Origin of the sequence: Streptomyces sp. NPDC088910, assembly GCF_044749865.1 — a bacterium.
Lineage (GTDB): Bacteria > Actinomycetota > Actinomycetes > Streptomycetales > Streptomycetaceae > Actinacidiphila.
Map to the genome: position 1 here is coordinate 35,635 of NZ_JBIVIV010000012.1, position 19,869 is coordinate 55,503.

Genomic DNA, 19,869 nt, shown 5'->3' on the forward strand with positions numbered 1-19,869 from the left:
TCCGGCAGGGCGTGCCCGGCCCGGCTGCTACCGGGTGTGCCCGCTGACCCGCGTGCCCGCCGCGCCGCCGGGCCCGCCGCCTTCACCGTCACCGTCACCGTCACCGTCGTCGGAGTCCGGCTCCGTACCTTCACTGCCCGCCGGCACCGGCGGACCGCCGCGGGCCAGGTCGGCGTACGAGTACAGCTCCGCGGGGCGGCAGCCCACCATCGCCGTGACCAGGCGTCCGTCCGGCCGGATCAGCAGCACACTGTGCGCGGTCGCCCCCGGATACGTCTCGGCGACGACCAACTCCGCGCGGGTCGGCAGCGCGGCGACCGCGGAGGCGAGCCGGGGCATGAGCCCGGCGGTCAGCCAGTGACGGCTGTCCCACACCCCCGTACCGGGCGCGATCAGCACCACGATCAACCCCCGGCCGAGCCGGTCCCGCAGCCGTCCGACGGTGCCGTCGAGCGCGGTCACCGACACATCGGTCACCGCACCGCCCGGCGGCGTGTCGCACCCGGCGACCAGCGGCGACGGCCCGGACTTGCCGCCTCCGGAGCGCGGCGCGGGCAGCGCGAGCGGCGAGCGCCCGTAGACCGAGGACGCGGCGGCGGACCCCCGGCCGAGATGGCTGTCGGTCAGCAGCTCCGCCTGGCCGCGCGCCGAGCCCGACAGCACCGCGTGCCGTACCGTCTGCCACGCGCCACTGGCCCGCAGCAGCGGAAGCGCCTGGTCGGTGGCGCGCAACCGGGCGCCGACCGCCCCGCGCCGCTCCGCCTCGTAGCTGTTCAGCAGTATCTTCGACGCGCCGTCGTGCCAGGCCAGCGAGAGCTTCCAGGACAGATTCTCCGCGTCCCGCAGCCCCTCCTCGACGCTCTGCGCGCCGAGCGCGCCCATCAGGTGTGCGGCGTCCCCCGCGAGGAAGACCCGCCCCCTGCGCCAGCGCCTGGCCAGCCGCTGGTGCACCGGATAGTCGGCCGAGCCGACGAGTTCGTACGGGACGACGCTGCCGCACCAGGCGGTAAGCGTGGACCGCAGCCGTTCCACCAGCGCGTCGGACGTGAGCAGCCGTCCCTGCGGGGGCAGCAGCCAGTCCAGCCGCCACAGGCCGTCCGGCAACGGACGGGCCGTCACCTCCTGGCCCGCGGGCGCCCCCGGCGGGTCGCGGTGCAGCAACGCCACACCCGGTTCGGGGAGTTCCGCGCGGATCACCGCCACCGCGTGCCGGTCGACGGCGGTGCGGCCGGGGAAACGTACGCCCGTCAGCTTGCGGACCGTCGAACGGGGACCGTCGCAGCCGACCAGGAAACTGCCGCGCCACCAGGTGTCGTGCGACCCGCGGGTGTGCACGGTGATCCCGAGACCGTCCTGCTCGAATGCGTCCACCCGGCAGCCCGGCACGATCCGCACCGACCCGCAGGCGAGCAGCGCGTCGCGCAGGCCGCGCTCCAATTGGTGCTGCGCGATGTGCGTGGGGGAGTCCTGCGGTCCGAATTCGACGCGCAGCACTTCTGTACGACGGCGCAATGTGCGCCAGGCCGACCAGGAGGCTCCGTCGCCGCGGACACCGGCGTAGCCGAGCCGTTCGACGAACGCGACCGTGTCGGGGCCGAGGACCGCGGTGCGTGGGCGCCGTAACCCGTCGGCATCGGTCAGCGCCTCCGCCTCGTCGAGGACGATGACGGGGACGTCGCGGCGGGCCAGAGCGAGGGCGAGGGCCAGGCCCACGGGACCCGCCCCCGCGACGATCACCGGGTCCATGGAGAGGCCCCCGGAAGAAGTGCGGTCACAAAGCGTATGCAACCCACTGCGCCTTCCCACGTCAAGCGACGGTCCCGCCTCGGCGCGGTGCGCCGCTCCACGCGCCCTCCGTGCCCCATGCGCGCCCTCGAGCACCTCCGGTGCGTACCGGGTCGGTAACGGTCCACCGCGCGAGCCGGTAGGGCCTTGACGCACCCCGTGCCGATCGGCGTGGATTCGGTCCACAGGTACCGCTACCGCACACGAACAACACGATCAGCCGAAATGATCATAAGACCGGATGAACAGGGAGGTTGACGATGCGACTGCTCCTCGTGGAGGACGACGACAGGGTCGCCTCCGCCCTCTCCGCGGTCCTCGGCAAGCACGGCTTCGACGTGCGGCACGCCCGCAGCGGCGAGGAGGCGATCCAGGCGCTGCTGCCCGGCGACGGCCCCGCGTACGACTGTGTCCTGCTCGACCTGGGGCTGCCCGACCAGGACGGTTTCGAGGTGTGCAGCCGGATACGCCGCCGTACCGCGACCCCGGTGATCATGGTGACCGCGCGGGCCGACGTACGCTCCCGGATCCACGGCCTCAACCTGGGCGCGGACGACTACGTGGTGAAGCCGTACGACACGGGCGAGCTGCTGGCGCGGATCCACGCCGTGAGCCGCCGCCCGCCGCTGAACGCGCAAGGCGCCGCCGGGCCGACGGCCACCGGCGCGACCGTCGCGGGCACCGGAGTGCTGGCCGCCGCGCGGACCGGCGAGACCGGCCCGCAGGAGAGCGCCAAACTGCTGCTCGGCACGGTCACCATCGAACTGTCCACCCGCCGCGTCACCGTGGAGGGCGATCTGATCGCCCTCACCCGCAAGGAGTTCGATCTGCTGTCGCTGCTCGCCAAGCGGCCGGGTGTCGTCTTCCGCAGGGAGCAGATCATCAGCGAGGTGTGGCGCACCGCGTGGGAGGGTACGGGTCGCACCCTTGAGGTCCATGTGGCGTCCCTGCGCTCCAAGCTGCGGACCCCGGCGATGATCGAGACGGTGCGCGGGGTCGGATACCGGCTCGTCGTCCCCGTCGGCTGACCCGTCGAGGCCACCACCTTGCGCTCCCGCCTGCTCCCGCTGCTCATCGTGCTGATGGCCGGTGTCCTGCTGGCCCTCGGCTTCCCGCTGGCCGCCAGCCAGGCCGCGTCCCAGCAGCAGCGCGTCGTGGTCGACCGCATCGACGACACCACGCGCTTCGCGGCGCTCGCGCAGTACGTCACCGCGCGGGAGGAACAGACCGCCGTGGACAGCGCCGACGACGAGCGGCTGCACACCCTGCGCACCGAACTCACCCGCTACAAAGAGCTGTACGGCATCGACGCCGGAGTCTTCTACCGCGACCGCACCGCGATGGCCGCCGCGCCCGGCGACTGGAAGGTGCCGGACGAGGGCGAGCTGTTCGACGCCTACAACTCGGCGCTGCTCGGCCGCCGCACCCACGACCCCCGCCAGGTGTGGCCGTGGCAGACCCGCAAACTCGCCATCGCCTCGCCGATCGTCCGGGACGGGGACGTCGTCGCCGTCGTCGTGACCGATTCGCCGACCGGCGCGCTGCGCTCCCGCATCCTGCACGGCTGGCTGCTGCTGGCGGCCGGGGAACTGGCGGCGATGGCCATCGCCGTGCTCTTCGCCGTCCGCCTGACCGCCTGGGTGCTGCTTCCGGTCGCCACCTTGGACCGCGTCACCCACGACATCGCGACCGGCCGGATGAAGTCGCGTGTCGGAACGGCGGGCGGCCCGCCGGAACTCCGCCGCCTGGTCCGTTCGTTCAACGAGATGGCCGACAACGTCGAGGAAGTCCTCGACCAGCAGCGGGCCTTCGTGGCGGACGCGTCGCATCAGTTGCGCAATCCGCTCGCCGCACTGCTGCTGCGGATCGAATTGCTCGGCCTGGAGCTGCCCGACGGCCACGACGAGGCCGAGGCGGTGAAGGAGGAGGGGCACCGGCTCGCCCAGGTGCTCGACGACCTGCTGGGCCTGGCGCTCGCCGAACGCTCCGGCAGTCATCTGGCCGTCACCGATCTCGCCGCGCTCGCCCGTACCCGCTCGGCGGCCTGGCGACCCGTCGCCGACCAGGCGGGAATCTCCGTGGAGTTCACGGTGGAGGGGGAGGACTCGGAGGACCGGGGAGGTGAGAGCGCGGGGGAGCGGGCGGGCGAGAGCGCGGGGGAGCGGGCGGCGCTCAAGGTGACCGGGTGGGCCGACGCGGTCGCGCTGTCCAGCGCCTTGGACGCGGTGATCGACAACGCGATCAAATTCACCCCGCGCGGCGAGGCCGTCCATGTGCGCGTGGCGGCGGACGACCAGCGCACCGCGATCTCCGTCGCCGACAGCGGCCCCGGTCTGACGGACGAGGAACTCGCCAGGATCGGCGATCGTTTCTGGCGCAGCGCCCGGCACCAGAATGTGCACGGCTCCGGCCTCGGCCTGTCCATCGCCCGCGCTCTGCTGAGCCAGGGCGGCGGCGCCATCAGTTACGGGCGGCGCGATCCGCACGGCCTGGAGGTCATCCTGACGGTGCCGAGGACGGCGCCGGTCGGGGTGTGACCGTCCGGTTGTCGGATCGTACGACCGTCTGATCATGACCACGGAGTGCGCGGCGGGGTGAGCGCGCGGCGCGGCCGAGGTCGCGGCGGAGCACCCGCTACGGCTTCACCGACCGGTAGTACCGCTCCGCGCCGACATGCAGCGGCAGCGGATCGGTGAACACCGCGGTCCGCAGGTCCACCAATTGCGCGGCGTGCACCTCCTTGCCGATCGCGTCCCGGCTGTCGATCACCGCACGGGTGAGCCGTTCGACCAGGCCGGTGTTCGCGCGGTCCGTGGTGACCAGCAGATTGGCGACGGCGATGGTGGCGATCGCCTGCCCCTTCTGCGCCTGCGGATACGCGTCGGCGGGCATCACGGCCTGCCGGTAGTACGCCATCTGCGGTCCCATGGAATGCAGCTTCGCCACCAGGTCGCCGAGTTGGACGAGCTTGATGCCCGGCGAGGAGTGCGCCATCTCGGCCACGGCGGCGGTCGGCAGCCCGCCCGACCAGAAGAACGCGTCCAGTTGCTTGTCGCGCAGCATCGCGGGCGCCTGGTCGATGCCGACCGGTATCGCGTCCACATCCTTGGTGATGTCCAGGCCCGCCGCCGCGAACAGCCGCCTGGTGATCAGATTGACCCCGGAGTCCGCCTGGCCGACCCCGACCCGCAGCCCGCGCAGATCGCGCGCGGACCGCACCGTCGAATTGCTCGGTACGACAAGCTGCATGTAGTCGTCGTAGAGCCGGGCGCAGGCGCGCAACTGGTCCTTGCCTGGACCGTTGTAATCGGCGACGGCGTCGGCCGCGGCGATGGTGAAGTCCGCCCGTCCTGACGCCACCCGCTTGATGTTGTCGACCGAGCCCTCGGTGTGCACGAGATTGACCCGCACTCCCGGCAGCGCGGTGTGCAGATCGCCCTTGAGGAGCAGCCCGTACTTCTCGTACACCCCGCTGGCGACCCCGGTGGCCAGCGACATCGGCGCCCGCGGATACGAAGGCCCCGCGTTCGGCAGCAGCCACCACAGCAGGAGGGCGAGCACGGAGACCCCGGCCAGCAGCGCCTGGAGCACGCGCCGCCGCCTGCCCAGCGCGGCATCGCGCAGGCGTACGACGGGGCGGGGGAGGTCCATGCATGGGGATCCTGCCAGCCGGGCGGGAATCGGGGAAGGGCGGTCGGCGGCGGCCGGTCCCGGGAAGGCGGGGGCGCCGGGCCCCGGCGACCACGTACTCTGGGTGATTGTTATGAGCGCGCGTACTTACGAGGTCCGCACCTACGGGTGCCAGATGAACGTCCACGACTCCGAGCGGCTGTCCGGCCTTCTGGAGGACGCGGGGTATGTCCGCGCGCCTTCCGACGCCGACGGCGCGGATGTCGTCGTCTTCAACACCTGCGCGGTGCGGGAGAACGCCGACAACCGGCTGTACGGCAACCTCGGCCAGCTCGTACCGAAGAAGGCCGCCAGGCCCGGCATGCAGATCGCCGTCGGCGGCTGCCTGGCGCAGAAGGACCGCGACACCATCGTGAAGCGGGCCCCCTGGGTCGACGTCGTCTTCGGCACCCACAACATCGGGCAGCTCCCGGTGCTGTTGGAGCGGGCCAGGATCGCCGAAGAGGCCCAGGTCGAGATCGTCGAGTCGCTGGAGACCTTCCCCTCGACGCTGCCCTCGCGCCGCGAGTCCGCGTACGCTGCCTGGGTCGCGGTCTCCGTCGGCTGCAACAACACCTGCACCTTCTGCATCGTCCCCGCCCTGCGCGGCAAGGAGAAGGACCGCAGGCCCGGCGACGTGCTCGCCGAGGTCGAGGCCCTGGTCTCCGAGGGCGTCGTCGAGGTCACCCTGCTCGGCCAGAACGTGAACGCGTACGGCTCCGACATCGGCGACCGGGAGGCGTTCGGCAAGCTGCTGCGCGCCGCGGGCACCATCGACGGCCTGGAGCGGATCCGCTTCACCTCGCCGCACCCGCGCGACTTCACCGACGACGTCATCGCCGCCATGGCCGAGACGCCCAATGTGATGCACCAGCTCCACATGCCGCTCCAGTCCGGCTCCGACACGGTGCTGAAGGCGATGCGCCGGTCGTACCGGCAGGATCGTTACCTCGGGATCATCGAGAAGGTGCGCGCCGCGATGCCGGACGCCGCCATCACCACCGACATCATCGTGGGCTTCCCCGGCGAGACCGAGGAGGACTTCGAGCAGACCCTGCACGTGGTGCGCGAGGCGCGCTTCGCGCAGGCCTTCACCTTCCAGTACTCCAAGCGGCCCGGCACCCCCGCCGCCGAGATGGACGGCCAGATCCCTAAGGCCGTCGTCCAGCAGCGGTACGAGCGGCTGGTCGCGCTCCAGGAGGAGATCTCCTGGGAGGAGAACAAGAAGCAGGTCGGCCGCACCATCGAGGTGCTGGTCGCCGAGGGCGAGGGCCGCAAGGACGACGCCACCCGGCGGCTGTCCGGCCGCGCGCCCGACAACCGCCTCGTGCACTTCGAGCGCCCGGACGAGCCGGTCAGGCCCGGAGACATGGTGACCGTCGAGATCACCTACGCCGCGCCGCACCATCTGCTCGCGGAGAAGCCCGCCGCCGCCGTACGCCGTACGCGGGCGGGCGACGCGTGGGAGCGGCGCAACGCGGCCCCGGCCGCAACCGGCACGGGCGTGATGCTGGGCCTGCCGACGATCGGCGCGCCCGCCGTGACGGAGCCGGTGTCGCTGGGCGGATGCAGCGTCCAGTGACGCGCGCGGTCCCGGACACCGGTGCGCGGCCGAACGTGCCGACGCCGTTGTCCGGCGACGGCCGTCTATCCGCGAGGCCGCGCCGGTAAGGTTTCGATCATGCTGGTCGCCGCTGCCGTCTGTCCCTGCCCGCCGCTGCTGGTCCCGGAGGTGGCGGCAGGCGCCGCACCCGAACTCGACGCTCTGCGGGCCTCCTGCGCCGACGCCATCGGCGTCCTGGCCGCTTCCCGGCCCGACCGGCTGGTCGTGATCGGTCCGGCGGACCGGCCGCACCGCGGTGCTTTCGCCGAGGGCTCCACGGGCTCTTTCCGGCCGTTCGGTGTCGCGCTGGACGTCCGCCTCGGATCGGAACGCGGCGCGGACGCCGACGTCACGGCCGAGCCCGCTGCTGAGCCCGCACGCACATTGCCGCCCTCGCTCGCCGTGGCCGCCTGGTTGCTGCGCGGCTGGCACGCCGCACCAGTCGAGGGGCTGGGGGTCGGCGAGCAACTGGAACAGCCGCACTGCGCCGCCGCGGGCCGCGCTGTCGCCGAGGCCGCGGGACGCGTCGCCCTGCTCGTGATGGGGGACGGCAGCGCCTGCCGTACGGTCAAGGCGCCCGGCTACCTGGACGAGCGCGCCGAGCCCTTCGACGTGGCCGTGACCGCGGCCCTGGCGGCGGCCGACACCGACGCGCTCACCGCGCTGGACGCGGAGTTGGCCGATGCGCTGAAGGTGTCCGGCCGGGCGCCGTGGCAGGTGCTCGCGGGCGCGGCACAGGGCGCGGGCCTGGCGGGGGAGCTGCTGTACGAGGCGGCGCCGTACGGCGTGGGCTACGCCGTGGCGACCTGGACCTGAGCCGGAGGGCTACGCGGACACCTGACCCGGAGCCCCCGCCCGGACGCGCGACTCGGACGTCCTACGGCAGGGCGCTCAGGCTGTCGCGTCGCCGTCCTTGCCACTCTTGTCCTTGAGATTGCCCAAGGCGCCCTTGGCCTTGTCCACCCCGGTGCCGATCTTGTCGCTGTACTTGCCGCAGGTCTTGGAGTCGACGGTGTGCGCCGCCTTCTCCAGCCCCGACTCGATCTTGCCGCCGTGCTGCTGCGCCAAGTCGCCGGCCTTGCTCTTCGCCAAACCCAGCTTGTCCTTGAACGTGTCCTTGAGGCCCATGCGGCACCTTCCCAAACATCGTGAATCCCCCGCCCTGTTCCCGACCATACCTGTGCCCGCCCTGGCCTGCTTCACGCCAATCGATCGAGGTCAGCGGCCAATGTTTGCGAGACTGGCCACGTGAAGAACCGTGTGATCGCCGTCGTCGGCCCGACCGCAGCCGGGAAGTCCGATCTGGGCGTGGCCCTGGCCCGGATCCTGGACGGCGAGGTGATCAACGCCGACTCCATGCAGCTCTACCGCGGTATGGACATCGGCACCGCCAAGCTCAGCCCGGACGAACGCCAGGGCGTGCCGCACCACCTGCTGGACATCTGGGACGTGACACAGGCCGCCAACGTCGCCGACTACCAGCGCCTCGCCCGCGTCGAGATCGACCGGCTGCACGCCGAGGGCCGCGTCCCGGTGCTGGTCGGCGGCTCCGGCCTGTACGTACGCGCCGCGATCGACGCCCTGGAGTTCCCCGGCACGGACGCGGCCGTCCGGGCCCGCCTGGAGGCCGAACTCGACATGCGCGGCTCCGGCGCCCTGCACGCCCGGCTGGCCGCGGTCGACCCCGAGGCCGCCCGCGCCATCCTGCCCAGCAACGGCCGCCGGATCGTCCGCGCCCTCGAAGTCGTGGAGATCACCGGCCGCCCCTTCGCCGCCAACCTCCCCGGCCCCGAGGGCGTCTACGACACCGTCCAGATCGGCGTCGACGTCCCCCGGCCCGAACTCGACGAACGCATCGCCCTGCGCGTCGATCGCATGTGGGAGGCCGGTCTGGTCGACGAGGTCCGCGCCCTGGAGGCCGCGGGGCTGCGCGAAGGACGTACGGCCTCCCGCGCGCTCGGCTACCAACAGGTGCTCGCCGCACTGGCCGGTGAGTGCACCGAGGACGAGGCCCGCGCCACGACCGTACGCGCCACCAAGCGCTTCGCACGCCGTCAGGACTCGTGGTTCCGCCGCGACCCGCGTGTGCACTGGCTCACGGCCCGCGGCACGGAACTCGCGCACCAGGCGCTGACGTTGCTCCAAGAAGCGGTTACAGCCTGATCACGTGATGGCATCGGGACGCTCCGGCGTCCCGGACCTGCCGGTCGACCGTGCCATCATCGAGCATCTAGCTACGGTGTCGGAGAATCGGGAGGGCGCGTGGCGATGGAAGCCGGCCCACGCGACACCCCAGCCGGGCGCGACCCCGCGGCGGAAGCCCAGATTCCCCCGGAGTTTCCGCGCAATGGCGCGATCCCCGAGTCGAGGAACACCCTGGAGCCCTTCGAGCCCCTGGACTCCCTCGGCTCCCTGGAAGCGATCGAGCCCCTTCCGCCGATGGAGGAGGGCCAGTCCTTCCGCGAGCTGCGCCCCCAGCGCCGACTGCGGATCTGGCAACTCGCCCCGATCATCGCCCTCGCGGTGAGCGGATCGCTGATGTTCGCCTTCCCCCTCGCCTTCGAATCCGGCGACGCGGGACCTGTCGTCGCCATGCTCGGCCTTCTGCTGTGCTGCTGCTCCGCCGGGTGGGGCCTGATGGCCGCCCGCCGGGTCGGCTACACCTGGCCCGGCCTGCCCGCCCGCGGCTCCGGCGCCCGTGTCGACTGGCGCTACGTGGCCGGGTACACCGCGCTGATCGCCCTGCTGGCGGTGCTCGCCGTATGGCGCGTCGCCCGGCTGCGCTGACGGCCCCGCCCACCAGCCCGTCCTCCTCCGTCGCCCGCGTACGATCGATGACGTGACTGACGCGCGCCACGACACCGCACCGCTCGCCTTCCTCAAGGGCCACGGCACCGAGAACGACTTCGTGATCGTCCCCGACCCGGACGGTCTGCTCGACCTGTCCCCGGCCGACGTCACCCGCCTGTGCGACCGGCGCGCCGGAATCGGCGGCGACGGCCTGCTGCGCGTGGTCCGCTCCGCCTGCCACCCCGAGGCCGCGGCACTCTCCGACCGGGCCGAGTGGTTCATGGACTACCGCAACAGCGACGGCAGCATCGCCGAGATGTGCGGCAACGGCGTCCGCGTCTTCGCCCGCTACCTCCAGCGCACCGGCCTCACCGACGCGGGCGACCTGTCCGTCGCCACCCGCGCCGGCGTCCGCGACGTCCACATCGCCAAGGACGCCGACGACGGCACTCCCGGCGACATCACGGTCCGCATGGGCCGCGCCACGCTTCCCGAGGGCGCCGTCACCGTCACCGTGGGCGACCGCAGTTGGCCCGCGCTCCACGTCGACATGGGCAACCCGCACGCCGTCGCCTTCGTCGACACCCTCGACCACGCCGGTGACCTCCTCCGTGCCCCCGCGGTCGCCCCCGCCGACGCCTACCCGGCGGGCACCAACGTCGAATTCGTCGTCGACCGCGGGCCGCGCCACGTGGCTCTGCGCGTCCACGAGCGCGGTTCCGGCGAGACCCGCTCCTGCGGCACGGGCGCCTGCGCCGTGATGGTCGCCGCGGCCCGCCGCGACGGCGCCGACCCGGCCGTCACCGGCCGCCCGGTCACGTACACCGTCGATGTTCCCGGCGGCCGACTGGTGATCACCGAGACCGCCGACGGACAGATCGAGATGACCGGACCCGCGGTGATCGTCGCCGAGGGCGTCATCGACCCGGCCTGGCGCGGCGGTCCCTCCGCCGACCCCGGTGCCTGAACCACCACCTTTCCGGCGGTATCCGACCGGGATTCCCGCACACGTTCCCTCGAACGGGTGATGGGGATCACTCTCGGCGAGAGCGTGACTGCCGCACGTGGTGGGCTCGGTAGCATCAATCACCGGCGCGGCCCCACGGGGCGTGGAGAGCGTCCGCAGCCGGTTCAGGCTGCTGGAGGTGCCCGATGAGCGCAGACAACGCGGTGGACGCCGACCGCAGTGCCGGGGCCCCGCGCCGTGGACTGCGCCGGATCGACCTGCTCAGGCTCGGCCGCGCGGCGCTGCTCGGCCCCAGCGGCCGGGACCGCGTGCCCGACGCCATCGAGCACCTCACCAAGGTGCACCGCGCGCGCCACCCCGAAGCGGGCCCCGAAGCGATCGAGACGCTGCGGCGGGCGTATGTGCTCGCGGAGTCCTCGCACCGCGGTCAGATGCGCAAGAGCGGCGAGCCGTACATCACCCACCCGCTGGCGGTCACGCTGATCCTCGCCGAACTGGGCGCGGAGACCACCACCCTGACCGCCTCCCTCCTCCACGACACCGTCGAGGACACCGATGTGACGCTCGATCAGGTACGGGAGGAGTTCGGCCAGGAGGTCAGCTATCTCGTCGACGGCGTCACCAAGCTGGAGAAGGTCGACTACGGCGCCGCCGCGGAGCCTGAGACCTTCCGCAAGATGCTCGTCGCCACCGGCAACGACGTACGCGTGATGTCGATCAAGCTCGCCGACCGGCTGCACAACATGCGGACCCTCGGGGTGATGCGCCCCGAGAAGCAGGTGCGGATCGCCAAGGTCACCCGCGATGTGCTGATCCCGCTCGCCGAACGCCTCGGTGTGCAGGCACTGAAGACCGAGCTCGAAGACCTGGTCTTCGCGATCCTCCACCCCGAGGAGCACGCCAGGACCCGCGCCATGATCGCCGCGAACGCCGCCGGACCCGACCTCCTCGCGGCTGTCGCCGAGGACCTGCGCAAGGTGCTGCGCGAGGCGGACATCGCCGCCGAGGTCGCCATCCGCCCGCGGCACGCGGTCTCCGTCCACCGCGTCCTGCTCAAGCGCGGCGGCGCGGAACTCGGCAGTTGCGACTTCGGCCGCCTGCTCGTCGTGGTCGCCGAGGACGCCGACTGCTATGCCGTGCTCGGTGAGCTGCACACCTGTTTCACCCCGGTGATCGCGGAGTTCAAGGACTTCATCGCCGCCCCCAAGTTCAACCTGTACCAGTCGCTGCACACCGCCGTCGCCGACGAGCGCGGCCGGATCGCCGAAGTCCTGGTCCGCACCCGGCGGATGCACCGGGTCGCGGAAGCCGGGGTGATCGCGCTCGGCGACCCGCACGCCGTGGAGGAGACTCCGCAGGCCGCCGAGGCCGAGCAGGGGGCGAGCGCGGCGGAGACCTGGGGGAGGGTGGACCCGACCCAACCCGGCTGGCTCGCCCGGCTGTTGGAGTGGCAGCGCGACGCCCCCGACCCCGACACCTTCTGGTCCGCTCTGCGGGACGACCTCGCCCAGGACCGCGAGATCACCGTCTTCGCCACCGAGTCCGGCGAGTCCATCGGCACGATGCGGCTGGCCGCCGGGGCGAGCTGCGTGGACGCCGCCTACGCGGTGCACGGCGAGGCCGGTCACCAGTGCGTCGGCGCCCGCGTCAACGGGCGGCTGGCGCCGCTGGGGACCCGGCTGCGCGACGGCGACACCCTCCAGCTCCTGATGGACGACTCCGCCACCTCCGGCCCCGACGCCGACTGGCTGGAGCACGCCATCACCCCGGCCGCCCGGATCGCCATCACCAGGTGGCTGACCCAGAACCCGGCGACGGCAGACGAGGACAAGCCGGCGTCGGCCCCTGCGGTACGCCCGACCCACGCCGCGGGCCAGGCGCGCGCCGCTGAACCGGTTGCGGTCACCGACCTGCCGCACGCGACCGTGCGGCTGGCCCGCTGTTGCACGCCGGTGCCTCCGGACGGCCTCACCGGATTCGTCATCCGCGGCGGTACCGTCGCCGTCCACCGCGTCGAGTGTCCGAGCACCGCCCGTATGGTCACGGCGGGCCGGGCGCCCGTACCCGTCCGCTGGCGCGACGACGGCCCCGCCAACGGCTTCCGGGCCACGATCCTCGCCGAGGCGCTGAGCCGCCCGCGCCTGCTCGCCGACCTCACCGAGGCCATCGCGGCCCAGGGCGTCGGGATCGTCTCGGCCGCGGTGGAGCCCCCGCAGGAGCACCGGGTGCGGCACACGTACACGGTGGAGCTGCCCGACCCCCAGGCGCTGGCGGTCCTGATGCGGGCGATGCGGTCGGTGCCGGGTGTCTATGACGTCTACCGCGCGCGACTGGCCGTCACGGCGGCGCAGCCCTGAGACCAGGGCGTACACACGCTTGGACGCGTGCGAGGACTCTCGTGAGGACGCGGGCGCGGAAGCCCGGGTGCGCACCTGCGGGGACTTCGGGAAGTGGGTCATCACTGTCTCCCTCGATCGTTACTCCCGGTGAACGTCTGGTGGCAGATCGTAGGTTCCGGGGTGATCGTCACCCACACGAGTGATTCCGGCGACGGCCGCCGGAGATCCGGTCCTGTCGGCCGGCGGACAGCCCTCGCGGGTATCCGCGGCGAAACTCGCGTGACCGCGAGTGTCCGGCGTGCGACCATCGTAGTAACGGCAGAAACACCGCCGACCCGTTGACCGCTCGACCAAAGGATCCAATGACCTCCTCTTCTTCTTCCTCTTCGAACAACCGCCAGCGCCTCCCCGAGAGCCTTCGGGCCGACGCCCTGATGGAAGAGGACGTCGCCTGGAGTCATGAGATCGACGAGGACCGGGACGGCGACCAATTCGACCGCTCCGAGCGTGCGTCGCTCCGCCGGGTCGCCGGACTCTCCACCGAACTCGAGGACGTCACCGAGGTCGAGTACCGGCAGCTCCGACTGGAGCGCGTGGTGCTCGTGGGCGTCTGGACCACGGGGACCGTCGACGACGCCGAGAATTCGCTGGCCGAGCTGGCGGCGCTCGCCGAGACCGCCGGAGCACTCGTCCTCGACGGTGTCATCCAGCGCCGCGACAAGCCGGACCCGGCCACGTACATCGGATCCGGCAAGGCACTGGAGCTGCGCGACATCGTCGTGGAGACCGGCGCCGACACCGTCGTCTGCGACGGTGAGCTGAGCCCCGGCCAGCTCATCCATCTGGAAGACGTCGTCAAGGTCAAGGTGGTCGACAGGACCGCGCTGATCCTCGACATCTTCGCTCAGCACGCCAAGTCCCGTGAGGGCAAGGCGCAGGTCTCGCTGGCACAGATGCAGTACATGCTGCCGAGGCTGCGCGGCTGGGGTCAGTCGCTGTCCCGGCAGATGGGTGGCGGTGGCGCCGGTTCGTCCGGCGGCGGCATGGCGACGCGTGGTCCCGGTGAGACCAAGATCGAGACCGACCGTCGGCGTATCCGCGAGAAGATGGCCAAGATGCGCCGGGAGATCGCGGAGATGAAGACCAGCCGCGACCTCAAGCGTCAGGAGCGCAAGCGGCACAAGGTGCCGTCGGTCGCCATCGCCGGATACACCAACGCGGGCAAGTCCTCGCTGCTCAACCGGCTCACCGGCGCGGGCGTCCTGGTGGAGAACGCGCTGTTCGCCACCCTGGACCCGACCGTGCGCCGCGCGGAGACCCCCAGCGGACGGCTCTACACCCTGGTGGACACCGTCGGGTTCGTGCGGCACCTGCCGCACCACCTGGTCGAGGCCTTCCGGTCCACGATGGAGGAGGTCGGCGACGCCGACCTGATCCTGCACGTGGTGGACGGCTCGCACCCGGTGCCCGAGGAGCAGCTCGCGGCAGTACGCGAGGTGTTCCGCGATGTCGGCGCGCTGGACGTGCCCGAGATCGTGATCGTCAACAAGGCGGACGCCGCGGACCCGCTGGTCCTCCAGCGTCTGCTGCGCAACGAGAAGCACGCCATCGCGGTCTCCGCCCGCAGCGGCATGGGCATCGACGAGTTGCTGGAGATCATCGACCAGGAACTGCCGCGGCCCGATGTGGAAGTCGAGGCGCTGGTGCCGTACACGCACGGCGGTCTCGTCTCCCGGGTGCACGCCGCGGGTGAGGTCCTCTCCGAGGAGCACACCGGCGACGGCACGCTGCTCAAGGTGCGGGTGCACGAGGAACTGGCCGCGGAACTGGCCCCGTTCACGCTCGTCGCCAGGACCTGACAGGGCTGAGGCGCCACGGCAGTTCGACGCCAGGGCGACGCGCACACTGACATGAGTAAGGGGCCGCCTCCAGGAGGCGGCCCCTTACTCATGCGTCGTTCCCTAGTTGAACTTCTGGCTCACCCCGTCGAAGACCTTCTTCGCCTCGGAACCCAAGTGCGGCCCCGCCAGCCAGGTGTTCGTCACCGGCCCGATCGACGTATTGCTGACCAGTGCCGTCGTCCCGTCCGGCCGCTTGGCGAACCAGCCGCCGCCCGACGAACCACCCGTCATCGTGCAGCCGATCCGGTACTCCGTCGGCGCCTGGGCGTTCAGCGACAGCCGGCCCGGCTTGCCCACGCAGTCGTACATCTGCTGCCCGTTGAAGGGGGGCGCCGCGGGATAGCCCCAGGCGCCCATCGTCCCGATCCGCGTCGCGGACGGCGCGTCGAACCACACCGGCATCGCCGTACCGACCGTCTCCTCCAGCGACTTGCCGCCCGCGCCCTCCTCCGGCTTCACATGCAGCACGGCGAAGTCGTACGGCGAACCGCTGCCGCCGGACTCGGCGCCCGTGCTGATCCACTGGTCGGAGGTGCTGGCCCAGTCGGCCCAGAACACGCCGTACGGCGCCAGCACGTCACGCGAGGCACCCTCCAGGGCCGCGGCGCTCTTGCCCGTGTCGTTGTAGGCGGGGACGAAGGCGATGTTGCGGTACCAGCCGCCGGAGGCACCCGCGTGCACGCAGTGGCCCGCCGTCCACACCAGATTCGACTTTCCCGGATGCGCCGGATCCCGGACCACCGTCGCCGAGCAGACCATCGAGCCCTTGGGCCCGTCGAAGAAGAGTTTTCCGACACCAGGTGCGGCCTCGTGGTAGGGCGCCGTGACCCGGCTCGCTTGCACCGGATCCGGCGCAGGGTCGCTCTCGCCCTGGTCGGCCGACACATTGGTGGGCACCTTCTTGTCGCTCTGGTCCGCGCCCTTCATGCGGTCGTCGCTCCACAGCCCGTTGATCACCGGGTTGACGAAATCCGCCGCCTTGCGCAGCCACTTCGCCTTGTCCCAGTTCTTCCAGCCGCCCTTCTTGTACGCCTGCTCCCACTTCTTCAGGTCGTCGAGGCTGGTCGGGAAGGACGTCGGCAGACCGAGGTTGTTGCCCGCCGTCACCGACGAACTGGGCTTGGCGTCCGCGGAGTCACCGGACGACCCGCACGCGGTGGCGGTGCCCGCGAGGAGAACGGCTGCCGCCGCCGCGGCCACCAAGGGCCTTCGTATGGATGACATGGACTGCTCCCCCTGAGATGTCTTCGGCTGTACGGCAGTTGCCGCCCCCGATGCGCGGTGGCCACCACTATGCCGCTGGTGTGAGGGACGGCCGGGGGTGTTTGCCGGTTCCGCGCCGAAAGTCTCCGGGCCGCCCGTGATCGAGCCGTCACCCAGTCGTTAGTACGGACGGGGGACGACTGCCTGGACGCCGACCCGGAGGAGTGAGCACGTGGCCGCCATTTCGAGCGCGCCGGGACAACGACTGGCGGCATCGGCCGAGGTGTCCGCCGAGGGACCGGCCGACGAATCCATGACGGGGGAGGCGATTCTCCGCAGGCAGGCGCAGCGCGAATCGGCCGCGCGCACCTATGCGCGGTCCCTGCCGGTGGTACCCGTCCGCGCCCGCGGGATGACCGTGGAGGGCGCCGACGGCCGCCGGTATCTCGACTGCCTGTCCGGTGCGGGAACCCTCGCTCTCGGCCACAATCACCCCGTCGTCCTGGAGGCCATCAGGGGCGTCCTGGACTCGGGCGCTCCTTTGCACGTCCTGGACCTCGCGACCCCGGTCAAGGACGCCTTCACCACCGCGCTGTTCGAGACGCTGCCGCCTCAGCTCGCCGAGCACGGCCGCATCCAGTTCTGCGGGCCCGCCGGGACCGACGCGGTGGAGGCGGCCATCAAGCTCGCCCGTATCGCCACCGGGCGCGGCGGACTCCTCGCCTTTTCCGGCGCCTACCACGGCATGACGGCCGGCGCGCTCGCCGCTACGGGTGACACGGCGGTCCGCGGCGCCGGCGGCGAAGCGGACGCGCGGATCACCCGTCTGCCGTACCCGTACGACTACCGCTGCCCGTTCGGCATCGGCGGCGACCGGGGGGCCGAGCTCTCGGCGCGCTGGACCGCGCATCTCCTCGACGACCCCAAGGGCGGGGTGCAGCCGCCCGCCGCGATGCTCCTCGAACCGGTGCAGGGCGAAGGCGGCGTCATCCCGGCGCCCGACACCTGGCTGCGCAGGATGCGTGAGATCACGGCAGCGCGCGGTATCCCGCTGGTGGTCGACGAGGTGCAGACGGGCGTCGGCCGTACCGGCACCTTCTGGGCCGTCGAGCGCAGCGGAATCGTGCCCGACGTCATGGTGCTGTCCAAGGCCATCGGCGGCAGCCTCCCGCTGGCCGTGATCGTCTACCGCGAAGAGCTCGACGCCTGGCAGCCGGGCGCCCACGCGGGCACCTTCCGCGGCAATCAACTCGCCATGGCCGCCGGTACGGCCACGCTCCGCTTCGTACGGCAGCACGCGCTGCACGAGCGCGCGGAGACCGTCGGCGCGCGCATGCTCAGCCGCCTGCGCGGACTCGCCGCGCACCACGACTGCATCGGCGACGTCCGAGGACGCGGTCTGATGATCGGCGTCGAACTCGTCGACACCGAAGCCGAGCCCGACGACTACGGAGCGCTTCCCGCCGCGCCCCGGCTCGCCGCCCGCGTCCAGCAGGAGGCCCTGCGCTGCGGACTCATCGTCGAACTGGGCGGACGGCACGGCGCCGTGATCCGGCTGCTGCCGCCGCTGACCATCACCGACGAACAGGCCGAAGCCGTGCTCGACCGGCTGGCCGCCGCCATCGACGCCGCGCGGACCGCGACGCGAGGCGGCCCGGCATGACCCCGGCGGACCGACCGCGAGAAGCCGTGCCGCCGCGCGGTACCGACGAGTGGAGCCCTGGCATGACCGCACCCGTGGACCCCGGCACCCCCATGCCGCCCGGCGCGGCGGTGCCGCTGGCCGCCGCCGTACCGGTGCAGCGACCGCGCGCCGCCGCGGCCGACCAGGATCCGGACCCGTTGGAGCACCCGGACCCGTACCGCGTCGCCGACGCGGCGGGCGCCGAGAATCTGCTGCGCTGCTGGGTCCGCGAGACGGTCCTCACGGAGCCCGCCGACAGCCTGCTGCGGATCTCTCTGCCCGCCAGCGGCACGCAGGCCCAGGCGGCTGTCCTGCACTGGTCGGCCACCGGCCACCACCGCTTCGGACCGGTCCGCCTCACAACCGCCCCGAGCCGCCCGCTGACCGCGGTCGCGCTCGCCGCGCTGCTGGCCCGTGAAGGCGGCGGCGCGGCGGCCGAGGGCGACGACCTGGTGGCGAGGGTGGCCGATTCGGTACGCAGGACCGCCGTGTTCGTCAGCGAGCGGCGTGCGCGGCCCGGCAGGCCCGAGCCGGAACTGCCCTTCCTGGAGTCGGAACAGGCCCTGCTCCTCGGTCACCCGACGCATCCCGCGCCCAAGGCCCGCGAAGGGCTCAGCGAGAGCGAGAGCGCCGCGTACTCGCCCGAGACGCGCGGCTCCTTCGCGCTGCACTGGCTCGCCGTGGACGCCGCCGTCCTCGCCACCGACTCCGCGTGGACCGACCGCGGCCGACCCGTACCGGCCGCCGATTTGCTGACCGCGATGGCCGGGCCAGAACTCGCGTGCCCCGCAGGCACCGCGCCGCTCCCGCTGCACCCCTGGCAGGCGCGCGACATCCTGCACCGGCCCGCCGTCCAGCGGCTGTTGGACGCCGGGCTGCTGCGTGACCTGGGCCCGGTCGGCGACCCGTGGTACGCCACCTCTTCCGTGCGGACCGTCTACCGTCCCGACGCGCCCGCGATGCTCAAGCTCTCCCTGGCGCTGCGCATCACCAACTCCCGCAGGGAGAATCTCCGCAAGGAGCTGAGGCGCGGCACCGAGGTGCACCGGCTGCTGCGCAGCGGGCTCGTCGCGCGCTGGCACGCCGCCCACCCGGGCTTCGACATCGTCCGCGACCCGGCCTGGCTGGGCGTGGACACGCCGGACGGCACACCGGTGCCCGGCCTGGACGTCGTGCTCAGGCACAGCCCGTTCGGCCCCGGCGACCAGGCGCACTGCGTGGCGGGACTCACCTCGCCGCGCCCGTGGCCCGGCGTTCCCGCGCCCGCGCTGCGCTCCCGGCTGGCCATGCTCGTGACCCGCCTCGCGGAGCGCACCGGAAGGCCCGCGACGGCGGTCGCCACCGAGTGGTTCCTGCGCTACCTCGACGCGGTCGTACGGCCGGTGCTGTGGCTCGACGGCGAGGCGGGCATCGCCCTGGAAGCGCATCAGCAGAACACTCTCGTCCTGCTCGACGGCTCCGGCTGGCCCTGCGGCGGGCGCTACCGCGACAACCAGGGGTACTACTTCCGCGAGTCGCACCGCGCGGAGCTGGAACGTCAGCAGCCGGGCATCGGGGCCGACAGCGACACCTTCGTCGCCGACGAGATCGCGGACGAGCGGATCGCCTACTACCTCGGCGTCAACAACGTCCTCGGCCTCATCGGCGCCTTCGGCTCCCAGCGGCTCGCGGACGAGCAGGTGCTGCTCGCCGCGTTCCGCCGCTTCCTGGCCGCCGCCGCGGGAGGCCGCAGCAGCCTTCCCGCCCGGCTGCTGGACGCCCCGGAACTGCGCAGCAAGGCCAATCTGCTGACCAGGCTGCACGGAATGGACGAACTCGTCGGACCGGTCGACACCCAGTCGGTCTACATCACCATGCCCAACCCGCTGACCGTCTGAGCGGACCGTCCGGCCGCGCGTCCGTCCCCGGTCCTCGCCCCCGGACCCGCA

The 19,869-nt window shown here is 72.3% G+C and carries 15 protein-coding genes; 11 read left to right on the forward strand and 4 right to left on the reverse strand.

From position 1 onward, the window contains the following. Window positions 1–27: 27 nt before the first annotated feature. Window positions 28–1,746, reverse strand: a complete 1,719-nt coding sequence (locus tag ACIP4Z_RS25650) for an FAD-dependent monooxygenase (protein ID WP_391052253.1) — start codon at window positions 1,744–1,746, stop codon at window positions 28–30. 299 nt (window positions 1,747–2,045) lie between these two features. On the opposite strand from ACIP4Z_RS25650, the gene ACIP4Z_RS25655 reads away from it, so the two are divergent. Then, on the forward strand, window positions 2,046–2,813 hold the full coding sequence (locus ACIP4Z_RS25655) for a response regulator transcription factor (protein WP_355338173.1): 768 nt from the start codon (window positions 2,046–2,048) through the stop codon (window positions 2,811–2,813). A gap of 18 nt (window positions 2,814–2,831) precedes the next feature. Further along, a complete protein-coding gene (locus ACIP4Z_RS25660; protein ID WP_401311845.1) occupies window positions 2,832–4,322 on the forward strand; it encodes an ATP-binding protein in 1,491 nt (496 codons plus the stop codon). A gap of 97 nt (window positions 4,323–4,419) precedes the next feature. Here ACIP4Z_RS25660 and ACIP4Z_RS25665 read toward each other — a convergent pair whose 3' ends face one another. Beyond that, window positions 4,420–5,436 carry a TAXI family TRAP transporter solute-binding subunit gene (locus tag ACIP4Z_RS25665; RefSeq protein WP_401311848.1) on the reverse strand — a complete coding sequence of 339 codons (1,017 nt, stop codon included), beginning with the start codon at window positions 5,434–5,436 and terminating at the stop codon, window positions 4,420–4,422. Window positions 5,437–5,548: 112 nt separating this feature from the next. Between ACIP4Z_RS25665 and miaB the strand changes: the two genes are divergently transcribed. Together miaB and ACIP4Z_RS25675 are read left to right on the forward strand one after the other, a co-directional pair. Then, window positions 5,549–7,036, forward strand: a complete 1,488-nt coding sequence (gene miaB, locus ACIP4Z_RS25670) for a tRNA (N6-isopentenyl adenosine(37)-C2)-methylthiotransferase MiaB (protein ID WP_391163799.1) — start codon at window positions 5,549–5,551, stop codon at window positions 7,034–7,036. A 99-nt stretch (window positions 7,037–7,135) separates the two neighbouring features. After that, window positions 7,136–7,873 (forward strand): hypothetical protein, encoded by a 738-nt coding sequence (locus ACIP4Z_RS25675; RefSeq protein ID WP_401311852.1) that lies wholly within the window; start codon window positions 7,136–7,138, stop codon window positions 7,871–7,873. Window positions 7,874–7,948: 75 nt separating this feature from the next. Here the strand turns inward: ACIP4Z_RS25675 and ACIP4Z_RS25680 are convergent, their stop codons facing one another. Then, entirely contained in the window at window positions 7,949–8,185 is a 237-nt protein-coding gene (locus tag ACIP4Z_RS25680; RefSeq protein WP_401311855.1) for an antitoxin, read from the reverse strand. Window positions 8,186–8,305: 120 nt separating this feature from the next. On the opposite strand from ACIP4Z_RS25680, the gene miaA reads away from it, so the two are divergent. The 5 genes from miaA to hflX all read left to right on the forward strand — a co-directional run bounded on the left by miaA (window position 8,306) and on the right by hflX (window position 15,012). Continuing rightward, a complete protein-coding gene (gene miaA, locus ACIP4Z_RS25685) occupies window positions 8,306–9,220 on the forward strand; it encodes a tRNA (adenosine(37)-N6)-dimethylallyltransferase MiaA (protein ID WP_355338191.1) in 915 nt (304 codons plus the stop codon). A 105-nt stretch (window positions 9,221–9,325) separates the two neighbouring features. Then, window positions 9,326–9,844, forward strand: coding sequence for a hypothetical protein (locus ACIP4Z_RS25690; RefSeq protein ID WP_355338786.1), 519 nt, complete (start codon window positions 9,326–9,328; stop codon window positions 9,842–9,844). A gap of 52 nt (window positions 9,845–9,896) precedes the next feature. Then, a complete protein-coding gene (gene dapF / locus ACIP4Z_RS25695; RefSeq protein ID WP_401311859.1) occupies window positions 9,897–10,814 on the forward strand; it encodes a diaminopimelate epimerase in 918 nt (305 codons plus the stop codon). A gap of 185 nt (window positions 10,815–10,999) precedes the next feature. Beyond that, window positions 11,000–13,171: an HD domain-containing protein gene (locus tag ACIP4Z_RS25700; RefSeq protein ID WP_355338197.1), complete on the forward strand. Its 2,172-nt coding sequence runs from the start codon at window positions 11,000–11,002 to the stop codon at window positions 13,169–13,171. A 344-nt stretch (window positions 13,172–13,515) separates the two neighbouring features. Further along, on the forward strand, window positions 13,516–15,012 hold the full coding sequence (gene hflX / locus ACIP4Z_RS25705) for a GTPase HflX (RefSeq protein ID WP_391130308.1): 1,497 nt from the start codon (window positions 13,516–13,518) through the stop codon (window positions 15,010–15,012). 102 nt (window positions 15,013–15,114) lie between these two features. On the opposite strand, the gene ACIP4Z_RS25710 is transcribed toward hflX, so the two are convergent. Next, complete coding sequence (locus tag ACIP4Z_RS25710; protein WP_391052229.1) at window positions 15,115–16,278, reverse strand: trypsin-like serine peptidase; 1,164 nt, start codon at window positions 16,276–16,278, stop codon at window positions 15,115–15,117. Window positions 16,279–16,570: 292 nt separating this feature from the next. Between ACIP4Z_RS25710 and ACIP4Z_RS25715 the strand changes: the two genes are divergently transcribed. Together ACIP4Z_RS25715 and ACIP4Z_RS25720 are read left to right on the forward strand one after the other, a co-directional pair. Beyond that, entirely contained in the window at window positions 16,571–17,920 is a 1,350-nt protein-coding gene (locus ACIP4Z_RS25715) for a diaminobutyrate--2-oxoglutarate transaminase family protein (RefSeq protein WP_401312239.1), read from the forward strand. A 62-nt stretch (window positions 17,921–17,982) separates the two neighbouring features. Continuing rightward, complete coding sequence (locus tag ACIP4Z_RS25720) at window positions 17,983–19,818, forward strand: IucA/IucC family protein (protein ID WP_401311864.1); 1,836 nt, start codon at window positions 17,983–17,985, stop codon at window positions 19,816–19,818. The last annotated feature ends 51 nt before the right edge of the window (window positions 19,819–19,869 follow it).